Source organism: Brevibacterium sp. FAM 24630 (assembly GCF_049804075.1).
GTDB lineage: Bacteria > Actinomycetota > Actinomycetes > Actinomycetales > Brevibacteriaceae > Brevibacterium.
Genome location: NZ_JBNBZD010000036.1, coordinates 1 through 16,342, shown reverse-complemented (window position 1 = coordinate 16,342; position 16,342 = coordinate 1). Strand labels below are relative to the sequence as shown.

Annotated in this window: 15 protein-coding genes; 6 read left to right on the top strand and 9 right to left on the bottom strand. The window is 64.0% G+C overall.

Annotated elements, in window-relative coordinates; translation table 11 throughout:
• Positions 1–282: 282 nt before the first annotated feature.
• Positions 283–1,134, bottom strand: a complete 852-nt coding sequence (gene purU / locus ACPUD7_RS17120; protein WP_425120584.1) for a formyltetrahydrofolate deformylase — start codon at positions 1,132–1,134, stop codon at positions 283–285.
• Between the two features lie 238 nt (positions 1,135–1,372).
• Here purU and glyA point away from each other — a divergent pair, with 238 nt between their 5' ends.
• Both glyA and ACPUD7_RS17110 read left to right on the top strand, forming a co-directional pair.
• Positions 1,373–2,647, top strand: a complete 1,275-nt coding sequence (glyA, locus tag ACPUD7_RS17115) for a serine hydroxymethyltransferase (protein ID WP_135537100.1) — start codon at positions 1,373–1,375, stop codon at positions 2,645–2,647.
• Entirely contained in the window at positions 2,647–3,543 is an 897-nt protein-coding gene (locus tag ACPUD7_RS17110; RefSeq protein ID WP_425120583.1) for a bifunctional methylenetetrahydrofolate dehydrogenase/methenyltetrahydrofolate cyclohydrolase, read from the top strand. Before glyA ends, ACPUD7_RS17110 begins: the two co-directional genes overlap by 1 nt.
• 86 nt (positions 3,544–3,629) lie before the next feature.
• Here the strand turns inward: ACPUD7_RS17110 and ACPUD7_RS17105 are convergent, their stop codons facing one another.
• The gene (locus ACPUD7_RS17105; protein WP_135537098.1) at positions 3,630–4,118 is read right to left on the bottom strand and encodes a GNAT family N-acetyltransferase; all 489 of its coding nucleotides are present in this window, start codon (positions 4,116–4,118) and stop codon (positions 3,630–3,632) included.
• Between the two features lie 84 nt (positions 4,119–4,202).
• Here ACPUD7_RS17105 and ACPUD7_RS17100 point away from each other — a divergent pair, with 84 nt between their 5' ends.
• Positions 4,203–5,018 (top strand): exodeoxyribonuclease III, encoded by an 816-nt coding sequence (locus tag ACPUD7_RS17100; protein WP_425120582.1) that lies wholly within the window; start codon positions 4,203–4,205, stop codon positions 5,016–5,018.
• Between the two features lie 135 nt (positions 5,019–5,153).
• On the opposite strand, the gene ACPUD7_RS17095 is transcribed toward ACPUD7_RS17100, so the two are convergent.
• Both ACPUD7_RS17095 and ACPUD7_RS17090 read right to left on the bottom strand, forming a co-directional pair.
• Positions 5,154–5,390 carry a CstA-like transporter-associated (seleno)protein gene (locus ACPUD7_RS17095; protein WP_135537096.1) on the bottom strand — a complete coding sequence of 79 codons (237 nt, stop codon included), beginning with the start codon at positions 5,388–5,390 and terminating at the stop codon, positions 5,154–5,156.
• On the bottom strand, positions 5,387–7,609 hold the full coding sequence (locus ACPUD7_RS17090) for a carbon starvation CstA family protein (RefSeq protein WP_425120581.1): 2,223 nt from the start codon (positions 7,607–7,609) through the stop codon (positions 5,387–5,389). Before ACPUD7_RS17090 ends, ACPUD7_RS17095 begins: the two co-directional genes overlap by 4 nt.
• A gap of 310 nt (positions 7,610–7,919) precedes the next feature.
• Here ACPUD7_RS17090 and trpS point away from each other — a divergent pair, with 310 nt between their 5' ends.
• Positions 7,920–8,918: a tryptophan--tRNA ligase gene (gene trpS, locus ACPUD7_RS17085; RefSeq protein WP_135537094.1), complete on the top strand. Its 999-nt coding sequence runs from the start codon at positions 7,920–7,922 to the stop codon at positions 8,916–8,918.
• A gap of 2 nt (positions 8,919–8,920) precedes the next feature.
• Complete coding sequence (locus tag ACPUD7_RS17080) at positions 8,921–9,970, top strand: App1 family protein (RefSeq protein WP_135537093.1); 1,050 nt, start codon at positions 8,921–8,923, stop codon at positions 9,968–9,970.
• 296 nt (positions 9,971–10,266) lie between these two features.
• On the opposite strand, the gene ACPUD7_RS17075 is transcribed toward ACPUD7_RS17080, so the two are convergent.
• From ACPUD7_RS17075 to ACPUD7_RS17055, 5 genes are all read right to left on the bottom strand, one after another.
• The gene (locus ACPUD7_RS17075; RefSeq protein ID WP_425120580.1) at positions 10,267–11,238 is read right to left on the bottom strand and encodes an NAD(P)H-dependent flavin oxidoreductase; all 972 of its coding nucleotides are present in this window, start codon (positions 11,236–11,238) and stop codon (positions 10,267–10,269) included.
• A 268-nt stretch (positions 11,239–11,506) separates the two neighbouring features.
• Positions 11,507–12,283 carry an enoyl-CoA hydratase gene (locus ACPUD7_RS17070; RefSeq protein ID WP_425120579.1) on the bottom strand — a complete coding sequence of 259 codons (777 nt, stop codon included), beginning with the start codon at positions 12,281–12,283 and terminating at the stop codon, positions 11,507–11,509.
• Complete coding sequence (locus ACPUD7_RS17065; RefSeq protein ID WP_425120578.1) at positions 12,280–13,335, bottom strand: enoyl-CoA hydratase/isomerase family protein; 1,056 nt, start codon at positions 13,333–13,335, stop codon at positions 12,280–12,282. Before ACPUD7_RS17065 ends, ACPUD7_RS17070 begins: the two co-directional genes overlap by 4 nt.
• Position 13,336: 1 nt before the next feature.
• The gene (locus ACPUD7_RS17060) at positions 13,337–14,503 is read right to left on the bottom strand and encodes an acyl-CoA dehydrogenase family protein (RefSeq protein ID WP_425120577.1); all 1,167 of its coding nucleotides are present in this window, start codon (positions 14,501–14,503) and stop codon (positions 13,337–13,339) included.
• A 172-nt stretch (positions 14,504–14,675) separates the two neighbouring features.
• On the bottom strand, positions 14,676–15,191 hold the full coding sequence (locus ACPUD7_RS17055; RefSeq protein WP_135537088.1) for a MarR family winged helix-turn-helix transcriptional regulator: 516 nt from the start codon (positions 15,189–15,191) through the stop codon (positions 14,676–14,678).
• 34 nt (positions 15,192–15,225) lie between these two features.
• Between ACPUD7_RS17055 and ACPUD7_RS17050 the strand changes: the two genes are divergently transcribed.
• On the top strand, positions 15,226–15,918 hold the full coding sequence (locus ACPUD7_RS17050; protein WP_135537087.1) for an SOS response-associated peptidase: 693 nt from the start codon (positions 15,226–15,228) through the stop codon (positions 15,916–15,918).
• Positions 15,919–16,342 lie beyond the last annotated feature (424 nt).

Below are 16,342 nucleotides of genomic sequence, written 5' to 3'. Positions count from 1 at the left end.
CGCGACGGCGTCGGCCTTGAACTCCGAGGTGAACTCTCTGCGGGGCCGCCGCGGGGATTGGTTGGTAGTCATGTGCAGCAGTTTCCTTTCATCGGGTTCTGCTGTCTACTCAAATCATGACACCCCAAGCCCGGCAGCCGCGCCGGATGGGTGCGAAGAAAGCGGTTGTGTCAGAAACACATCATCGGCCGCTTCCGGTGCGGCAGAGTCTCGCCGAGGCGGACCGGTCCGCTCTGGAACGGCGTGGCGACGGCCGAGCCATGACCTCGCCGAGGCGGGGTATCAGTTGAAGACGACCGTGCGATGTCCGTCCATAAGGACCCGCCCCTGAGCATGCCACGCGACCGCGCGGGCCAGCACCGCCGCCTCGACGTCCTGTCCGCGTTGGACGAAGTCGGCGATTGCGCGGCTGTGGTCGACGCGGGCGACATCCTGTTCGATGATCGGGCCTTCGTCGAGGTCGCTGGTGACGTAGTGGGCGGTGGCGCCGATGATCTTCACTCCGCGGGCATGCGCCTGGTGGTACGGTTTCGCACCCTTGAAACTGGGCAGGAACGAGTGATGGATGTTGATGACTCGGCCTTCGAGGCGGTCGCAGAGTTCGGGGGAGAGGATCTGCATGTACCGGGCGAGCACGATGAGTTCGACGTCGAGCTCATCGACGAGGGCGGACAGCCGCGCCTCGGCTTCGGGCTTCGTGTCCTTCGTGATCGGAATGTGGTGGAAGGTGTGCCCGTGGAATTCAGCCAACGACCGCAGATCGTCATGGTTGCCGACGACGCCGACGATGTCGATGGGCAGCTGAGACGACGAATGCTGGAACAGGAGGGTATTGAGGCAGTGTGCGGCCTTCGACACGAGGATGAGGGTCCTCGTCCTCTTCTCCGCCGGCTGCAGGCTCACGGTCATGGCGAACCGGTCGGCCACCTCGGCGAGTTCGGTTTCGAGGGCACCGGCGGTGACCTCGGCGGCGGTGGAGAACTGCAGGCGCAGGAAGAACTGCCGGGAGTCGGGGGAGGAGAACTGCTGCGATTCGGTGATGTTTCCGCCGCGCCCTGCAAGGACTCCGGTCACGGCGTGGACGACGCCGGTCGCATCTGGGCAGGTGACACTGAGGATCCATTCGCGGTTCATGGTCTCGATCCTAAACCGTGTGCCGGGTTCGCACCGACCCGGTGTCGGCATGCGGGTCCGCCGGATGGTCCGATCCGCCTCAGGCGGATGGTCGCGTTCCGACCGCCTCGAATCGGGTGTTCGGCAGGCGGTCGCCGCGGTGGGCGCGCGGACTTCGCTGTTAGCATGGTCTGCGGGTGTCCGCGGCGGCAGATCGCCCTGTTTCACCCTCTACATCGGATGCCACAGGAGAGTACTCATGACCGAAACCTCGATGCAGGCCTCGCTTGCAGACATCGATCCGCAGATCGCTGAGGTCCTCGACCTCGAGCTGGGCCGCCAGCGTTCAACTCTCGAGATGATCGCCTCGGAGAACTTCGTCCCCCGCGCCGTGCTCGAAGCACAGGGCTCGGTGCTGACGAACAAGTATGCAGAAGGATACCCCGGCAAGCGCTACTACGGGGGCTGCGAATACGTCGATGTCGCCGAGAACCTCGCCATCGACCGGGCCAAGAGCCTCTTCGGGGCCGAATATGCCAACGTCCAGCCCCATTCGGGTGCTTCGGCCAACGCTGCGGTCATGCACGCTCTGGCCCGTCAGGGCGACAAGATGCTCGGCCTGTCTCTGGCCCACGGCGGCCACCTCACTCACGGCATGAAGATCAATTTCTCCGGCCGCCTCTACGATGTCGCCTCCTACGAGGTCGACCCTGATACCTACCGCATCGACATGGACAAGGTGCGCGAGAAGGCTCTCGAACACCGTCCGCAGGTCATCGTGGCCGGCTGGTCGGCCTACCCCCGCCAGCTCGACTTCCAGGCCTTCCGCGAGATCGCCGACGAAGTCGATGCGAAGCTGTGGGTGGACATGGCGCACTTCGCCGGACTCGTCGCCGCTGGTCTGCATCCGAATCCGGTGCCTTTCGCCGATGTCGTCTCCTCGACGGTGCACAAGACCATCGGCGGACCCCGCTCCGGGTTCATCCTCGGCAAGGAGGAGTTCGGCAAGAAACTCAACTCCGCAGTCTTCCCCGGCCAGCAGGGCGGACCGCTCATGCACGTCATCGCTGCGAAGGCTGTCGCCTTCAAACTCGCCGCGTCCGCCGAGTTCAAGGAACGTCAGGAACGCACTGTGCGCGGTGCCCAGATCCTCGCCGAACGTCTGCTCGCCGATGATGTCGCCGAGGCCGGCGCCACCGTGCTCACCGGTGGTACGGATGTCCACCTCGTGCTCGTCGACCTGCGCAATTCCGCACTCGACGGTCAGCAGGCCGAGGATCTCCTCCATTCGGTCGGCATCACGGTCAACCGCAACGCCGTGCCCTTCGATCCGCGCCCGCCGATGGTGACCTCGGGACTGCGCATCGGCACCCCGGCCCTGGCCACCCGCGGTTTCGGTGACGAGGAATTCACCGAGGTCGCCGATGTCATCGCCGAGGCGCTCAAGCCCGGTGCCGATGTCGAGGCGCTCGCCGCCCGAATCGCGAAGCTCAGCGACTCATTCCCACTCTACGAAGGGCTGGAACAGTACTGATGAGTGCACAGATCCTCGACGGCAGGGCCTGCGCCAAGCAGATCAAGGCCGAACTCACCGAGGCGGTGGCGGAACTGGCCGAGTCCGGGATCGTTCCCGGTCTCGGCACCGTCCTGGTCGGCGAAGACCCGGGCTCGAAGTGGTACGTCGCCGGCAAGCATCGTGACTGTGCGGAGGTGGGCATCCACTCGATCCGCCACGATCTTCCCGAAACGGTGTCCCAGGACGAGCTGCTGGCCGTCATCGACGAACTCAACCACGATGACGCGTGCACCGGGTACATCGTGCAGCTGCCGCTGCCGGCTCATATCGACACCGACACGATCCTCGAGGCCATCGATCCGGGCAAGGATGCCGACGGTCTGCATCCGACGAACCTCGGTCGGCTCGTGCTCAATGTGAATGCGGAGATCACGACCCCGCTGCCGTGCACCCCACGCGGTGTCATCGAGCTGATGACCCGCAACGGCATCGACCTGGCCGGCAAACATGTCGTCGTCATCGGTCGCGGAGTCACCGTGGGTCGGTCTATCGGTGCCCTGCTGACCAGGCGTGAGCACAATGCGACGGTGACGCTGACGCATACGGGCACGCGCAACCTCGATGAGCTGCTGGCTCAGGCCGATGTCATCGTCGCGGCCGCCGGTGCGGCGCGGATCGTCAAGCCCGGGTCGGTCAAGCCCGGCGCGATCGTCCTCGACGTGGGTGTGTCGCGAGAGACGGACCCGGAGACGGGGAAGTCGAAGATCGTCGGCGATGTGGATCCGGCAGTCGCCGAGGTGGCGTCCTGGGTGTCACCGAACCCCGGAGGCGTGGGACCGATGACCAGAGCTCTGCTGCTCAAGAACGTCGTCGACACCGCCCAGCGCACCACCACCCCAACCCCAACCCCCTAATTGCTACGTGACGGCGGCCCAGCAACCTCGCGCGAGGTTGCTGGGCCGCCGTCAGGTAGTTCTGGGGAGGAGAAGGGAGTGTGGGGTCAGTCCTCGGCCAGCTTGAGTTCGAAGAAGACTCGCGGATCGCCGTCACCGGCGTAGTCTTCGATGAGTTCGCCGCTGAAGCCCAGCGAGGAGTGGAATGAGATCGCACCCGAGGACTCGGGCAGCGTCGTCGCTTGCACTGAAGCCACTCCGAGCTTCCGAGCATGTTCGATGAAATGCTGGTAGAGATGACGACCGATTCCCTGGTGTCGGAAATCCGTACGTGCAGCGACCAAGTGGATGTAGGCCGGACCGTCATGGGGAATGACGCCGAGCAGATAGCCGACGATCTCCGAACGGTAGCGGGCCACCAGGCCGGACGTGACGAACTGGCGGAACCAGTAGGCGTCATGGTCGCGGCTGAGGTCGCGGTCGCCCCAGAAATTCTCCTGAGCACCCAGCAGGAACTCTCGCATCTCACGGGCGTCGACCTCATCGAGCTGTCGGATGCTCAGCTGCTCGAGATCGATCGTTTCGTCACCAGCCATGGCGCCTCCTGAAGTTTCTCATCATTGCTCACACTATATCGCCCTGTCCTGGATGGGTAGTGCGCTCATGTCATCATAGAACACATGATTCGGATTGCTTCAGTCAACGTCAACGGAGTCCGCGCAGCATGGAGGAAGGGGATGCCCACCTGGATAGATGCGGCGAAACCCGATTTCATCACCCTGCAGGAGGTGCGGGCCGCCAACGATATCGCCCACGGTGTCCTCGCCGACACCGGGTACACCACGATCAGCCATGACGCGGAGGCCAAGGGCCGTGCCGGGGTGGCGGTGATGGCCCGGACCGAGGCCGAAGTCAGCCGGGAGGGCCTCGGTGATGACGGCTACTTCGATCGTGCCGGACGGTGGGTGGAGACGGACTACCGCCTCGGTGACGGTTCGCTGCTGACCCTGGTCTCCGCCTACGTCCATTCCGGCGAGGTCGACACCCCCAAGCAGGAGGACAAGTACCGGTTCCTCGACCGCATGACCGAGCGGCTGCCGCAGCTGGCGAAGAGCTCGGACCATGTGCTCATCACCGGTGACCTCAACGTCTGCCACACCGAACGGGACCTGAAGAACTGGAAGGCCAACCGGAAGAAGGCGGGATTCCTGCCCGAGGAACGGGCCTACTTCGACGGCTTCTTCGGTGAGGTCGGCTATGTCGATGTCCACCGGAGGCTCAGCGGGGACGTCGACGGGCCCTACACCTGGTGGTCGATGCGGGGCAAGGCCTTCGACAACGACACCGGATGGCGCATTGACTATCAGATGGCGACTCCGGCCCTCGCCGAGGCGGCGGTGAAGGCCACCGTGGACAAGGCCGACAGCTGGGCGGAGCGGTGGTCGGACCACGCCCCTTTGGTCATCGACTACGACCTGCCCGCCCCGACCGCCTGAGCCTGCGGTCGAAAGACGGCAGCGAAGAAGCCCGGGTGCGCACGACTGCTCGTCGTCCGCACCCGGGCTTCTCATCCACTGAGTTCGCCGATCACCAGTCCCAGCTGTCTGTGCTGGGCCTGCCGATCAACAGCGTCAGCAGCAGCGGGCCTTCGGGTTGCGGTCCTGCTCATCGGTGAGATCGCGCCAGAACGCTTTCTCTTCCATCGCCCCTTCGCGCGTTCCGTGACGCCGTTCGTAGGATTCGAGGTAGTGGAGGTAGGCGTTCTCGCCCATGATCTCCTTGAGATACCAGTGCAGCCACGCACCACCTCGGCGCAGGGCTCCCCACGGGTCACGTGCGATGCGGCCGAGCGGATGTGCGGTGCTCATTGTCTCTGCCTTCCTGCGCGGTGGTCGTCCCACTGGGTCTGCAGCTCACGCTCGGGTTTGCGGGCGATGAGCCCGGACGGGGCGAACAGCTTCGTCTCGACGAAGGGCTCTTCCGAGGTCGGAAGCGCACCCTTCTGCAGAGCCTGGATGGACTTCCAGACTGCCATGATGACGACCATGGCGACAAGGAGTGCGAAGACGATGGACAGCGTTCCCTGGACGAAGGTGTTGCGCACGACCGCGCTCATCGCTTCGACGCCCTCGGTGTTGCCCAGCGAAGTCTCTCCCGATGCCAGAGCATCCTTGTAGGCGAAGTGCTGCGCCCAGTAGCCGAGCTTGGGATCGGAGGAGAAGATCTTCTGCCACGAGGCGGCCATCGTGACCACGAGATCCCAGACGAGTGGGATGCCGGGGATCCACGCCCACTTGGCCAAGCCCATCTTGCACACGATCGCGAACACGACGGCCAACGCGATCGCGGCCAGCAGCTGATTCGAGATGCCGAACAGCGGGAACAGGGTATTGATGCCGCCGAGGGGGTCGGTGACACCCATGAGCAGGATCGATCCCCAGGCGGCGACCATGATGGCGGTTGTCAGCCAGGCGCCCGGCGTCCACGAGGGATCCCGGAATCGCTTGGAGAAGTTGCCGAGCGCATCGGAGAGCATGAAACGAGCAACGCGGGTTCCGGCATCGATCGTGGTGAGGATGAACAGAGCCTCGAACATCACAGCGAAGTGGTACCAGAAGGACATCCAGGCGGGCCCGCCGAAGACGTTGTGGAGGATGTGTGCCATCCCCATGGCGAGCGTCGGCGCACCGCCGGTACGGGAGATGATGCTCTCCTCACCGACATCCTTGGCCGCCTGTTCAAGCAGTTCGGGGCTCGTCTCGACTCCGGACATGCCCAGGGAATTGTTGATGAAGTCTGCCGCTCCCTGCGCCGTTCCGCCGGTCAGCGGTTCGGCAGCGTTCATCGCGAAGTAGAGACCTTTGTCGAGACAGATCGCAGCGACGAGCGCCATGATTGCGACGAAGGACTCCAGGAGCATGCCGCCGTAGCCGATGAGCCGCGCCTGGGTCTCCTTCTCGATGAGCTTCGGGGTGGTGCCGGAGGAGATGAGGGCGTGGAAGCCCGACAACGCTCCACACGCGATCGTGATGAACAGGAAGGGGAACAGAGCACCGGCGAACGCCGGACCCTCGGAGTTGAACGCGAACTCGGTCAGAGCCGGCATCTGCACGGTCGGGTTGACGATGAGGATGCCCACAGCCAGGAGCACGATGGTGCCGATCTTCATGAATGTCGACAGGTAGTCACGCGGTGCCAGCAGCACCCACACCGGCAGCACAGCGGCGAGGAAGCCGTAGATCATCAGGCACCAAGCCAGGGTCACCTTGTCGAGGTGGAAGACCTCCGACCAGAAGGGTGAGCTGTGGACCCAGCCGCCGGCGATGATCGCGATGACGAGCAGCACGATGCCGATGACCGAGACCTCGATGACCTTGCCGGGACGCAGGTAGCGCATGTAGATGCCCATGAACACGGCGATCGGGATGGTCATGGCGATGGAGAACACGCCCCAGGGGCTCTCGGCGAGGGCATTGATGATGACGACGCCGAGGACTGCGATGAGGATGACCATGATGAGGATGATGCCGATGGAGGCGATGATGCCGCCGGTGCGACCGAGCTCATCGCGGGTCATCTGTCCCAGGGAGCGGCCGTTGCGGCGCATCGAGAAGAACAGCACCATGTAGTCCTGGACGCCGCCGGCGAGGATGACGCCGAAGACGATCCACAGCGTTCCGGGCAGGTACCCCATCTGGGCGGCGAGGATCGGTCCGACCAGAGGGCCGGCACCGGAGATCGCAGCGAAGTGGTGTCCGAACAGGACCCGACGGTCGGTGGGCGCGAAGTCACGGCCGTTGTCGTTGAGCTCTGCCGGAGTGGCCCGCTTCGGGTCAGGGCGGCAGATCTTCCATTCGATGAGCTTCGCGTAGAAGCGGAAGCCGATGAGATAGCTGCCGACGGCGGCGGCGACGAACCAGCTCGCCGACAGCTCCTCGCCGCGCACGAAGGCGATCATCGACCAGCCTGCGCCGGCGATGAGGGCAATAGCCACCCAGAGCACGATCTTCGCCGGTGTCCAGCGTGGCTTCTCGACCACGGCGACCGGCGGAAGGTCATCCTCGGTCTTGACGTATTCGACCGACATGGTCCTCCTCCTTGAGAGTGATGCTTTGGCATCGTTGTGTTGATCGCACAGTCATTCCCGCGCTGGACCCCGACCGTTGAGATGATCGGAAGATGTGAGACACCTTGGGAAGTCATGTGATCTGCGAGGTCACTATACCGTCAGACTGTGCCGTTTCGTGTCGGCGGTCACGTTGAGATTCCGGTCGTTCCGAACCGGTCCGCGTGATCCGGTCCGTCTCCGGACAAGGGGCGCCCTCGAGCGCGGGCTCGCCGTTTCGGATGAGGGACCAAGGTGCGGACCGGGCCGGCGAAGGTGGCATCATGGGACTATGACGATCTCTTCACAGCCGCGCACGGTCTCGGGTATCCAAGCCACCTCCGATTCTCTTCACCTCGGAAACTACATCGGAGCCCTGCAGCAGTTCGTGACACACCAGGAGTCGCACGACGCCTTCTACTTCATCGCGAACATGCACGCGATCACCGTCGAACAGGATCCGGCCGATCTGCGGGAGCGGACGCTGCGCACCGCCGCCCAATTCATAGCCGCCGGCATCGATCCGGAGAAGTCGACGGTCTTCGTCCAGTCGCAGGTGCCGGCCCATCCGCAGCTGTCGTGGGTCCTCGAATGCACGACCTCGATGGGGGAGGCGAGCCGGATGACCCAGTTCAAGGACAAGTCGACGAAGCAGCAGCATGTGTCCCTGGGCCTGCTCACCTATCCGGCGCTCATGGCCGCGGACATCCTGCTCTACAACCCGCAGCTCGTCCCCGTCGGTGAGGACCAGAGGCAGCACCTCGAGCTGACCCGCAACCTCGCCGAACGCTTCAACTACCGGTTCGGCGAGACCTTCACCGTCCCCGACGCGCAGATCCTCAAGGCGACTGCGAAGATCTATGATCTGCAGAACCCGGGCGCGAAGATGTCGAAGTCCCAGCCGAGCCCGCAGGGCCGCATCGACCTCCTCGACGATGCGAAGGCGCTGACGAAGAAGATCAAATCCGCCGTGACCGACGACGGCACCACGATCGCCTTCGACCCGGAGAACAAACCCGGCGTTTCGAATCTGCTGACCATCTACTCCTCCCTGACCTCCCGCCCGGTCGACGACATCGTCGCCGAGTATGAGGGCAAGATGTACGGACACCTCAAGGTCGACCTCGCCGAGGTGGCCGTGGAGACGCTCACACCGGTGCGGGAACGTACGCTCGAGCTGCTCGAGGACCGGGCTCAGCTGCAGACCATCCTCGACCGTGGGGCGGAGAAGGCGAGCACCATCGCCGAGGCGACCCTGCGCGAGGTCTACGACAAGATCGGCTTCATCTGATCGTGGCGAAGAAGAAGCCCGAGGAGGGTCCGCTCAACCTCACCCCCGACATGCTCCACACCGCTGCGCGAGTGGAGGATCGTTTCAACGGGTGGATCCAGAACCGGGCCACCGACCACAGCTACCAGCGCACGGTCATCGCCTACGACACGTACGGCGGCACCGGCTGGGTGCGCGTCCTCGGACGCCTCGTGCTCACGCCCAACGGGCAGCCGGCTGCCGACGTCCATGCCAGCATCCGCGGCTGGAAGTCCTTCGTCAGCGTCCCCCTGGCCAATGACACGGCGTGGGTGCGGGTGAATGACGAAGAGCACATGGTCACCTCGGACCGAGGCGGCATCATCGACACCGTGATCCCCGGCGATTTCGAACCGGGGGAGACGGAGATCGAACTGTGGACCGACGGTTCCCTCGTCGACTCCGCGGCCGTGCGGATCATCGGCGAAGACTCGACGTTCGGCATCATCTCCGATATCGATGACACCGTCATGGTCACCTCGCTGCCGCGTCCCTTCCTCGCCGCGTGGAACACCTTCGTGCTCAGCGAGCATGCTCGCTCGCCTGTTGCCGGCATGGCTGTCCTCTACGACCGGATCACGTTCATGCGTCCGGCCACTCCGATGATCTACCTGTCGACGGGGGCCTGGAACTCGGCGCTGACGATCAAACGCTTCCTCTCCCGCAACCTCTATCCGATGGGTCCTCTGCTGCTCACAGACTGGGGTCCGACGACGACGCGGGTGTTCCGGTCGGGCAAGGAGCACAAGCGCAATACACTCGAACGCCTGTCCCGGGAGTTCCCGTGGATGAAATGGCTGCTCATCGGCGACGACGGGCAGAAGGACGAAGAGGTGTACGGAGAGTTCGTCGAGAACCATCCGGAGAATGTCGCCGCCGTGGCCATCCGCCAGCTCACCGTCGGTGAGGCCGTATGGGCGGGCGGCCGCTCGAAGCGGCACGGTCGCGGCCAGGGCGTACCGTGGATCTATGCTCCGGACGGGGCAGGGCTGGCCTCCCGCCTGACCGAGCGCGGGATCATCTCGACGATCTGATCGACATGACTCGTTGTTGTTTTGGATCGTGTCGAGTTTTGGTCTTCGGAGGTGAGGTTGTGTCGGCAGCCTTCGCGCTAGATGGTCGTGAGGATTGAAAAGACTCTGGTGACGATCGAGAAACGCACGGCGGGCTCAACTGTTGGTTGAGCCCGCCGTGTTCTGCGTCTGTGGACTGATCGGTGCGGATTCCGGCACGCTCGGCGCGTCAGTCTGAGCCCGAACCCGCAATGACGAAGCCCTCCCTGCAGGTCCGCGGCGATGGGGTCTGCAGGGAGGGCACGTGGTCGGTCGGTTCAGCTCAGCTTGCTCCGCAGGTCCTGCTTCGCAGCCTCGAACTGGGCAGCGAAGGTCTCGACGAGCTCCGCGGTCGTCTGCTGGGTTCCGAGCGCCCCGATGCCCTGCCCGGAGCCCCAGATGTCGCGCCAGGCCTTGGCATCCGAATCCGGATCGGAACCGAAGTCCATCTTCGTCGGATCGGATTCGGGAAGATTGTCCGGGTCGAGGCCGGAGGCGACGATCGAGCCGCGCAGGTAGTTGCCCTTGACCCCGGTGAAATAGTTCGAGTAGACGACGTCCTCGGCCGCTGATTCGACGATCATCTTCCGGTAGTCCTCGACGACATTGGCCTCGGGCGTGGACAGGAATGCCGATCCGATATAGGCGAAGTCCGCTCCGGCCGCCAGTGCCGCCAGGATCGAACGGCCGTGGGCGATGGCGCCCGAGAGCAGCAGAGGACCGTCGAACCAGGACCGGATCTCCTGGACCAGCGCGAAGGGAGAGAGCGCTCCGGCGTGCCCGCCGGCGCCGGCCGCAACCGCGATGACGCCGTCGGCGCCCTTCTCGACGGCTTTGTGGGCGAATTTGTTGTTGATGACGTCGTGGAGGACGATGCCGCCGTAGGAATGGACGGCCTCATTGACCTCTTCCCGGGCACCCAGCGAGGTGATCACGATCGGCACCTGGTGGCGGACCACCTCGGCGAGGTCGGCCTCGAGACGATTGTTCGACCGATGGACGATGAGGTTGACCGCGAAAGGTGCGGCCGGACGGTCGGGATTGGCCGAGGTGTGGGCCGCGTTCGATTCTGTGATCTCGTCGAGCCAATCGGTGAGCATCGCTGCCGGACGGGCGTTGAGGGTGGGGAAGGCTCCGACGATGCCGGCCTGGCACTGGGCCTTGACCAGTTCGGGCCCGGAGGCGATGAACATGGGGGAGCCGATGGCAGGCAGGCGCAGCTGGGAACACAGATCGGTGAGTGAGGTCATGGTGCCTCCTTGAGTGGTTGAATGCATATCCTCACTTTAACTGAACGATTGTTAAATGCGATACAGGGCACATCTGTCCTCACTCGACGGCACAGAGATGTCCCGAAAGCGCCCGCCCCAGAAGGCCGAGGTGGTGTCGAAATCGATCGCCGAGGGCACGTGGAACCCGTCTCGCCGAGGTGGCGCACCGTGCCGTCGACGGGGCGCGGAGACGACGATGGCGCAGACCCCGGAAGAGTCTGCGCCATGACAGTCGGGCTCGTGAAGCTCAGGAATCCGTGAAGTTCGGGTCCCGCTTCTCGACGAAGGCGGCCATGCCCTCGGACTGGTCGTTCGTGGCCAGGGAGGAGTGGAAGAGCCGGCGCTCGTAGCGCAGTCCCTGCTCGAGCGTCGTCTCGAAAGCGGTGTTCACCGCTTCTTTGACCATCGCCGAGGCGATGCGGGACTTCGACGCGATCGTCTGCGCGATCTCATTGGCCGTGGTCAGCAGCTCTTCGGGCTCGACAACGCGAGCGACGAGACCGGAACGCTCGGCCTCCTCGGCGCCCATCATCCGACCGGTCAGGCACATGTCCATCGATTTGGCCTTGCCGACGGCGCGGGTCAGACGCTGGGATCCGCCCATGCCCGGCAGCACGCCGAGGTTGATCTCGGGCTGACCGAACTTCGCCTTCGTCGAGGCGATGAGGATGTCGCCCATCATCGCCAGTTCGCAGCCGCCGCCGAGGGCATAGCCGCCGACGGCGGTGATGACCGGCTTGCGCACATCGGTCAGTCGCGCCCAGCCTGCGAACCAGTCGGCCTTGTACGCGGTGGAGAAGTCGAGGCTCGACATCTCCTTGATGTCGGCTCCGGCGGCGAAGGCCTTCTCGCTGCCGGTGATGATGATCGCTTTGACGGCGTCATCGGAGTCGAATGCGGTGGCGGCCTCGGTGATGTCCGTGAGCACCTGCAGGTTGAGTGCATTCAGCGCTTTGGGCCGGTTGATGGTGATGGTGGCGACACCGTCGGTGACATCGGTGAGGATGGTTTCGAAATCGTTCATGAGAACACCTTCTCTGCGTGATCGGTGGTGAGGATGGACTGGACCTGTGCGTCGCTGACTTCGGCCAGGGAAGCCGGGCTCCACTTCGGGTTCCGGTCCTTGTCGATGACCTGGGCGCGGATGCCCTCCTTGAGGTCGGGCAGCTCGGTCAGGGTCACGGCCACCCGGTAGTCCTGCTCCAGGACCTCTGCCAGCGTCATCGTCTCCGCATTGCGGACGGCGGCCAAGGTCACCTTCACCGAGGTGGGGGCCTTGGTTGCGATGAGCTCTGCGGCGGCCTGTGCGTCGGGGTTCTCGTGCGCGGCGAGAGCCGCGACGATGGCCTCGGCCTCATCGCCGGCGTAGCATTCGTTGATCCAGTCGGCTGCCTCGGCGAGTTCATCGGCCGGCGCTTCAGCGGTGTACTTGCCGATGACGGTGTCGAGGTCGCCCCCTGCGGTGAGATCGGCGATGAGGTCGGGGATCTGCGCGTCGGGAACGTAGTGGTCGGCCAGTCCCAGGGCGATCGCCGAACCGGCGCCGACGGGCTGTCCGGTCAGCGCTAGATGGGTGCCGAGCTCTCCCGGAGCGTTGGCGAGAAGATGCGTGCCGCCGACATCGGGGAAGAGTCCGATTCCGGTTTCGGGCATGCCGACCTTCGTCGAATCGGTGACGATGCGGTGCGAACCGTGACCGGAGATGCCGACCCCGCCGCCCATCGTGATGCCGTTCATGATCACGACATAGGGTTTGGGGAATTCGGAGATCGCGAAGTTCATCTTGTATTCGCGGTTCCAGAATTTCGCGTTCTCGTCGCTGCCGGCCACGATGTCGTTGTATACGGCCTTGATGTCTCCGCCGGCGCACAGTCCGCGTTCGCCGCGTCCGGTGACGAGGACGAGGGAGACCGCGTCGTCATCGCGCCAGGCTTGGAGCGCGTCATCGATGTGTGTGACCATGTCCTGGCTGAGCGCATTGATCAGCTTCGGTCGGTTGAGTTCGATGCGGCCCACCCCATTGGACACCGAGGTGATGACGGAATCGTCCGCCTGCTCTGTCGAAGGTTCTGTCATATCAGCCCACTCCTGTGCTCTTGCGCGAGATGATCACGCGCATGATTTCGTTGGTGCCTTCCAGAATCTGGTGGACGCGCAGGTCACGCACCAGCTTCTCAATTCCATACTCTGTCAGATAGCCGTAGCCGCCGTGTAACTGCAGTGCCCTGTTCGCGACTTCGAAGCCGGTGTCGGTGGCTTTGAGTTTGGCCATGGCGGACAGGAGGGAGGTGTTGGCATCGCCTGCATCGTAGGCGTTGGCCGCGCGCCACAGGAGGGAGCGTGCCCCTTCCAGATCGGCCTGCATCTGAGCGACTTCGAAGCGCAGCGCCTGGAATCCCGAGAGCTCGGTGCCGAAAGCCTGACGCTCACCCATGTAGGCGATGGCCTTCTCGAGTGCGGCCTGTCCGCCGCCGAGCGAGCAGGCGCCGATATTCAGGCGTCCGCCGTCGAGGCCGGACATAGCGATCTTGAAGCCCTGTCCCGGTTCGCCGAGCATGTTCTCCTTGGGCACTCGGACGTTCTCCATGATCACCTGACGAGTCGGCTGCGCGCGCCAGCCCATCTTCTGCTCGTTGGGGCCGAAGCTCAGTCCCTCCATGTCCTTCTCGAGGATGAAGGCGGAGATTCCACGAGCCCCTTCCTGACCGCTGCGGGCCATGACGAGGTAGGTCTCGGAGGTGCCGGCGCCGGAGATGAACTGCTTGGCACCGTTGAGGACGTAGTGGTCGCCGTCTTCGCGGGCGGAGGTGCGCAGGGCCGCGGCATCGGAGCCGGCGTTGGGTTCGGTCAGGCAGTAGCTGCCGAGGTGCTCCATGGAGACAAGAGGCGCGAGGTACTTGGACTTCTGCTCGTCGTTGCCGAATTGGTCGATCATCCACGCGACCATGTTGTGGATGGAGATGTAGGCGGCCACGGACGGGCACCCGGTCGACATCGCTTCGAAGATCAGCGCCGCGTCCATCCGTCCCATTCCGGTTCCGCCGGCTTCTTCGCTGACGTAGATTCCGCCCATCCCGAGGTCAGCAGACTTCTTGATGACGTCGACGGGGAAGAAGTGATCGGCGTCCCATTCGAGGGCGTGCGGAGCGATCTCGGTATCGGCGAACTCGCGGACCATCCCGGAGACGGTCTGCTGTTCGTCGGTGAGACCGAAGGGGAGTGCAGCGGCTGTACTGTGGGACATGATTCCTCCAGTGGTCGGACAGGTTTGTGGTGATGGGCACCACGATACGTCCAAATTACTTGGACATCCAACTAATTTCGCCGAGGTGACCCTGGACAGGGTCGGGCAGAAGAGGTGACCGGCCGTGGCCGGGTGCAGGTCGGACCGGGACAGGTCGAGTCCGGATCCGAGGTCAGCTTCGGTTCTCGAGTCCTGAACGCAGGCTCTTCAGATGAGGCAGGAGCGAGTCGAGGTCGCTCCCGGCGAAGTCGGGGGAGGCGAAGACTTCGACGTTGAGGGCCGCGGTTGCCTGGGCGGCGAGCTCCCGGCCCGCCTCGGTGAGGTCGACCAGTGTCGTGCGGCGGTCATCGGGATGGCTGCGTCTGGCCACGAGGCCGGCTTTCTCGAGACGGTCGACCGAGTTCGTCGTCGACGTCGCATGCACCTGCATGCGCGCCGAGATCTTCGACATCGGCAGTGTTCCGGCTCGAGTGAAGGACAGGAGAGCGAGGACTTCGTAGCGGGAGAAGGTGAGTGCGAAGGGTTTGAGCGCGGCGTCGACCCGGGCGAGGAACAGCTGGTGGATCCTCATCACCGAGATCACCGTCGTCATGCCGTCGGCGGCATCGTGCCACCCGTGGGCCAGCCATTGCCGACGGGACTCTTCGATCGGGTCGAGTCTGCTGCCTGTATTCTCTTCTGCCGCCATTGTCGACAGTGTAGTGAAGTGAGAAGATGGGCGCATGTGCGGTCGACTCAATATGTCCCTCGATCCGGCTGATCTCGCCGACGAGCTGCGGTTGGACGTTGTGTCCTATGACTTCACCCCGCGCTACAACGTACCCCCGGGGGCCTTCGTGCCGATCGTCGTCGAACGCCTCGATGAGGAGGGGCAGCTGCACCGCCGTCTCGAAACGGCTTCATGGGGCTTGGTTCCCGGCTGGGCCAAGGACGTGAAGATCGGCTTCAAGGCCTTCAATGCTCGTTCGGAGACCGTGCTCGACAAGCCGATGTTCCGCCAGGCGATCAGGCGCCGTCGCTGTGCGCTGCCGATCCCGGGCTATTACGAGTGGGAGACCACCGAGGACGGCAAACAGCCGTGGATGATGAGCGCCGCCGGCGAGGATCCTCTGTTCATGGCGGGACTCTTCGAGTTCTGGAAGCAGCCTGACCAGACGTGGTTGGTCTCGACGACGATCCTCACGATGGAGTCGGCCGGACATCTCAGTGATGTCCACCACCGGATGCCGGTCTTCCTCGGCCGCGATCAGATCGATGACTGGATCGATCCCGGCGTTCTCAGCAGCGCGGTCCCGAACCTGCTGAGCGCAACTCTTGATCAGGTGGACCCGGCGAGCGTGACCCGGCACAAGGTCGGCAAGGCCGTCGGCAATGTCCGCAATGACTCCCCGGAACTCGTTCAGCCGGTCGCCTGAGGCCGTAGCCGCCGACGATCCGAGTCGGTGAGCGCTCGGCGTCTGAGCGCGGAGGATTCGGCTCGGACTCGGCGCCGGCGACACCGGTCTGGAGGCGCTGAGCGAGGCCGTTTTGCACACGGTCGAAGATGTGTGTAATGTTGATCCAGCTGCCGGGCCGCAAGGAACAGCAGCAGTCGCTCTCACCGGGAGTGATTCGGGTGAAACGAAGATGAACTTCGAGTTGCACGGATCCGAACAACCAGGTAGAGTAGACATCCGCTGGCACAGCGAATCGCAAGATGAAAAGTGCAAACAGAAACTGATGCCCCCAGTGAACACGCCCCTTTTTGTTGGGTTGTGGTGATGGGTGAGTGTTTGTGGTTTGAGAATCCAATAGCGTGTTTGTTTGAACAAGTTGTGATGCCAGAAACATTATTTTTCT

Coding starts and splice junctions, on each gene's coding strand:
- ACPUD7_RS17105 (WP_135537098.1), bottom strand. CDS start 4,118: ATGGCTGGTGACGAAACGATCGATCTCGAGCAGCTGAGCATCCGACAG.
- ACPUD7_RS17075 (WP_425120580.1), bottom strand. CDS start 11,238: ATGACCTCACTCACCGATCTGTGTTCCCAGCTGCGCCTGCCTGCCATC.
- ACPUD7_RS17095 (WP_135537096.1), bottom strand. CDS start 5,390: ATGAGCACCGCACATCCGCTCGGCCGCATCGCACGTGACCCGTGGGGA.
- ACPUD7_RS17060 (WP_425120577.1), bottom strand. CDS start 14,503: ATGTCCCACAGTACAGCCGCTGCACTCCCCTTCGGTCTCACCGACGAA.
- ACPUD7_RS17090 (WP_425120581.1), bottom strand. CDS start 7,609: ATGTCGGTCGAATACGTCAAGACCGAGGATGACCTTCCGCCGGTCGCC.
- ACPUD7_RS17100 (WP_425120582.1), top strand. CDS start 4,203: ATGATTCGGATTGCTTCAGTCAACGTCAACGGAGTCCGCGCAGCATGG.
- ACPUD7_RS17050 (WP_135537087.1), top strand. CDS start 15,226: ATGTGCGGTCGACTCAATATGTCCCTCGATCCGGCTGATCTCGCCGAC.
- trpS (WP_135537094.1), top strand. CDS start 7,920: ATGACGATCTCTTCACAGCCGCGCACGGTCTCGGGTATCCAAGCCACC.
- ACPUD7_RS17065 (WP_425120578.1), bottom strand. CDS start 13,335: ATGACAGAACCTTCGACAGAGCAGGCGGACGATTCCGTCATCACCTCG.
- purU (WP_425120584.1), bottom strand. CDS start 1,134: ATGAACCGCGAATGGATCCTCAGTGTCACCTGCCCAGATGCGACCGGC.
- ACPUD7_RS17055 (WP_135537088.1), bottom strand. CDS start 15,191: ATGGCGGCAGAAGAGAATACAGGCAGCAGACTCGACCCGATCGAAGAG.
- ACPUD7_RS17110 (WP_425120583.1), top strand. CDS start 2,647: ATGAGTGCACAGATCCTCGACGGCAGGGCCTGCGCCAAGCAGATCAAG.
- ACPUD7_RS17070 (WP_425120579.1), bottom strand. CDS start 12,283: ATGAACGATTTCGAAACCATCCTCACCGATGTCACCGACGGTGTCGCC.
- glyA (WP_135537100.1), top strand. CDS start 1,373: ATGACCGAAACCTCGATGCAGGCCTCGCTTGCAGACATCGATCCGCAG.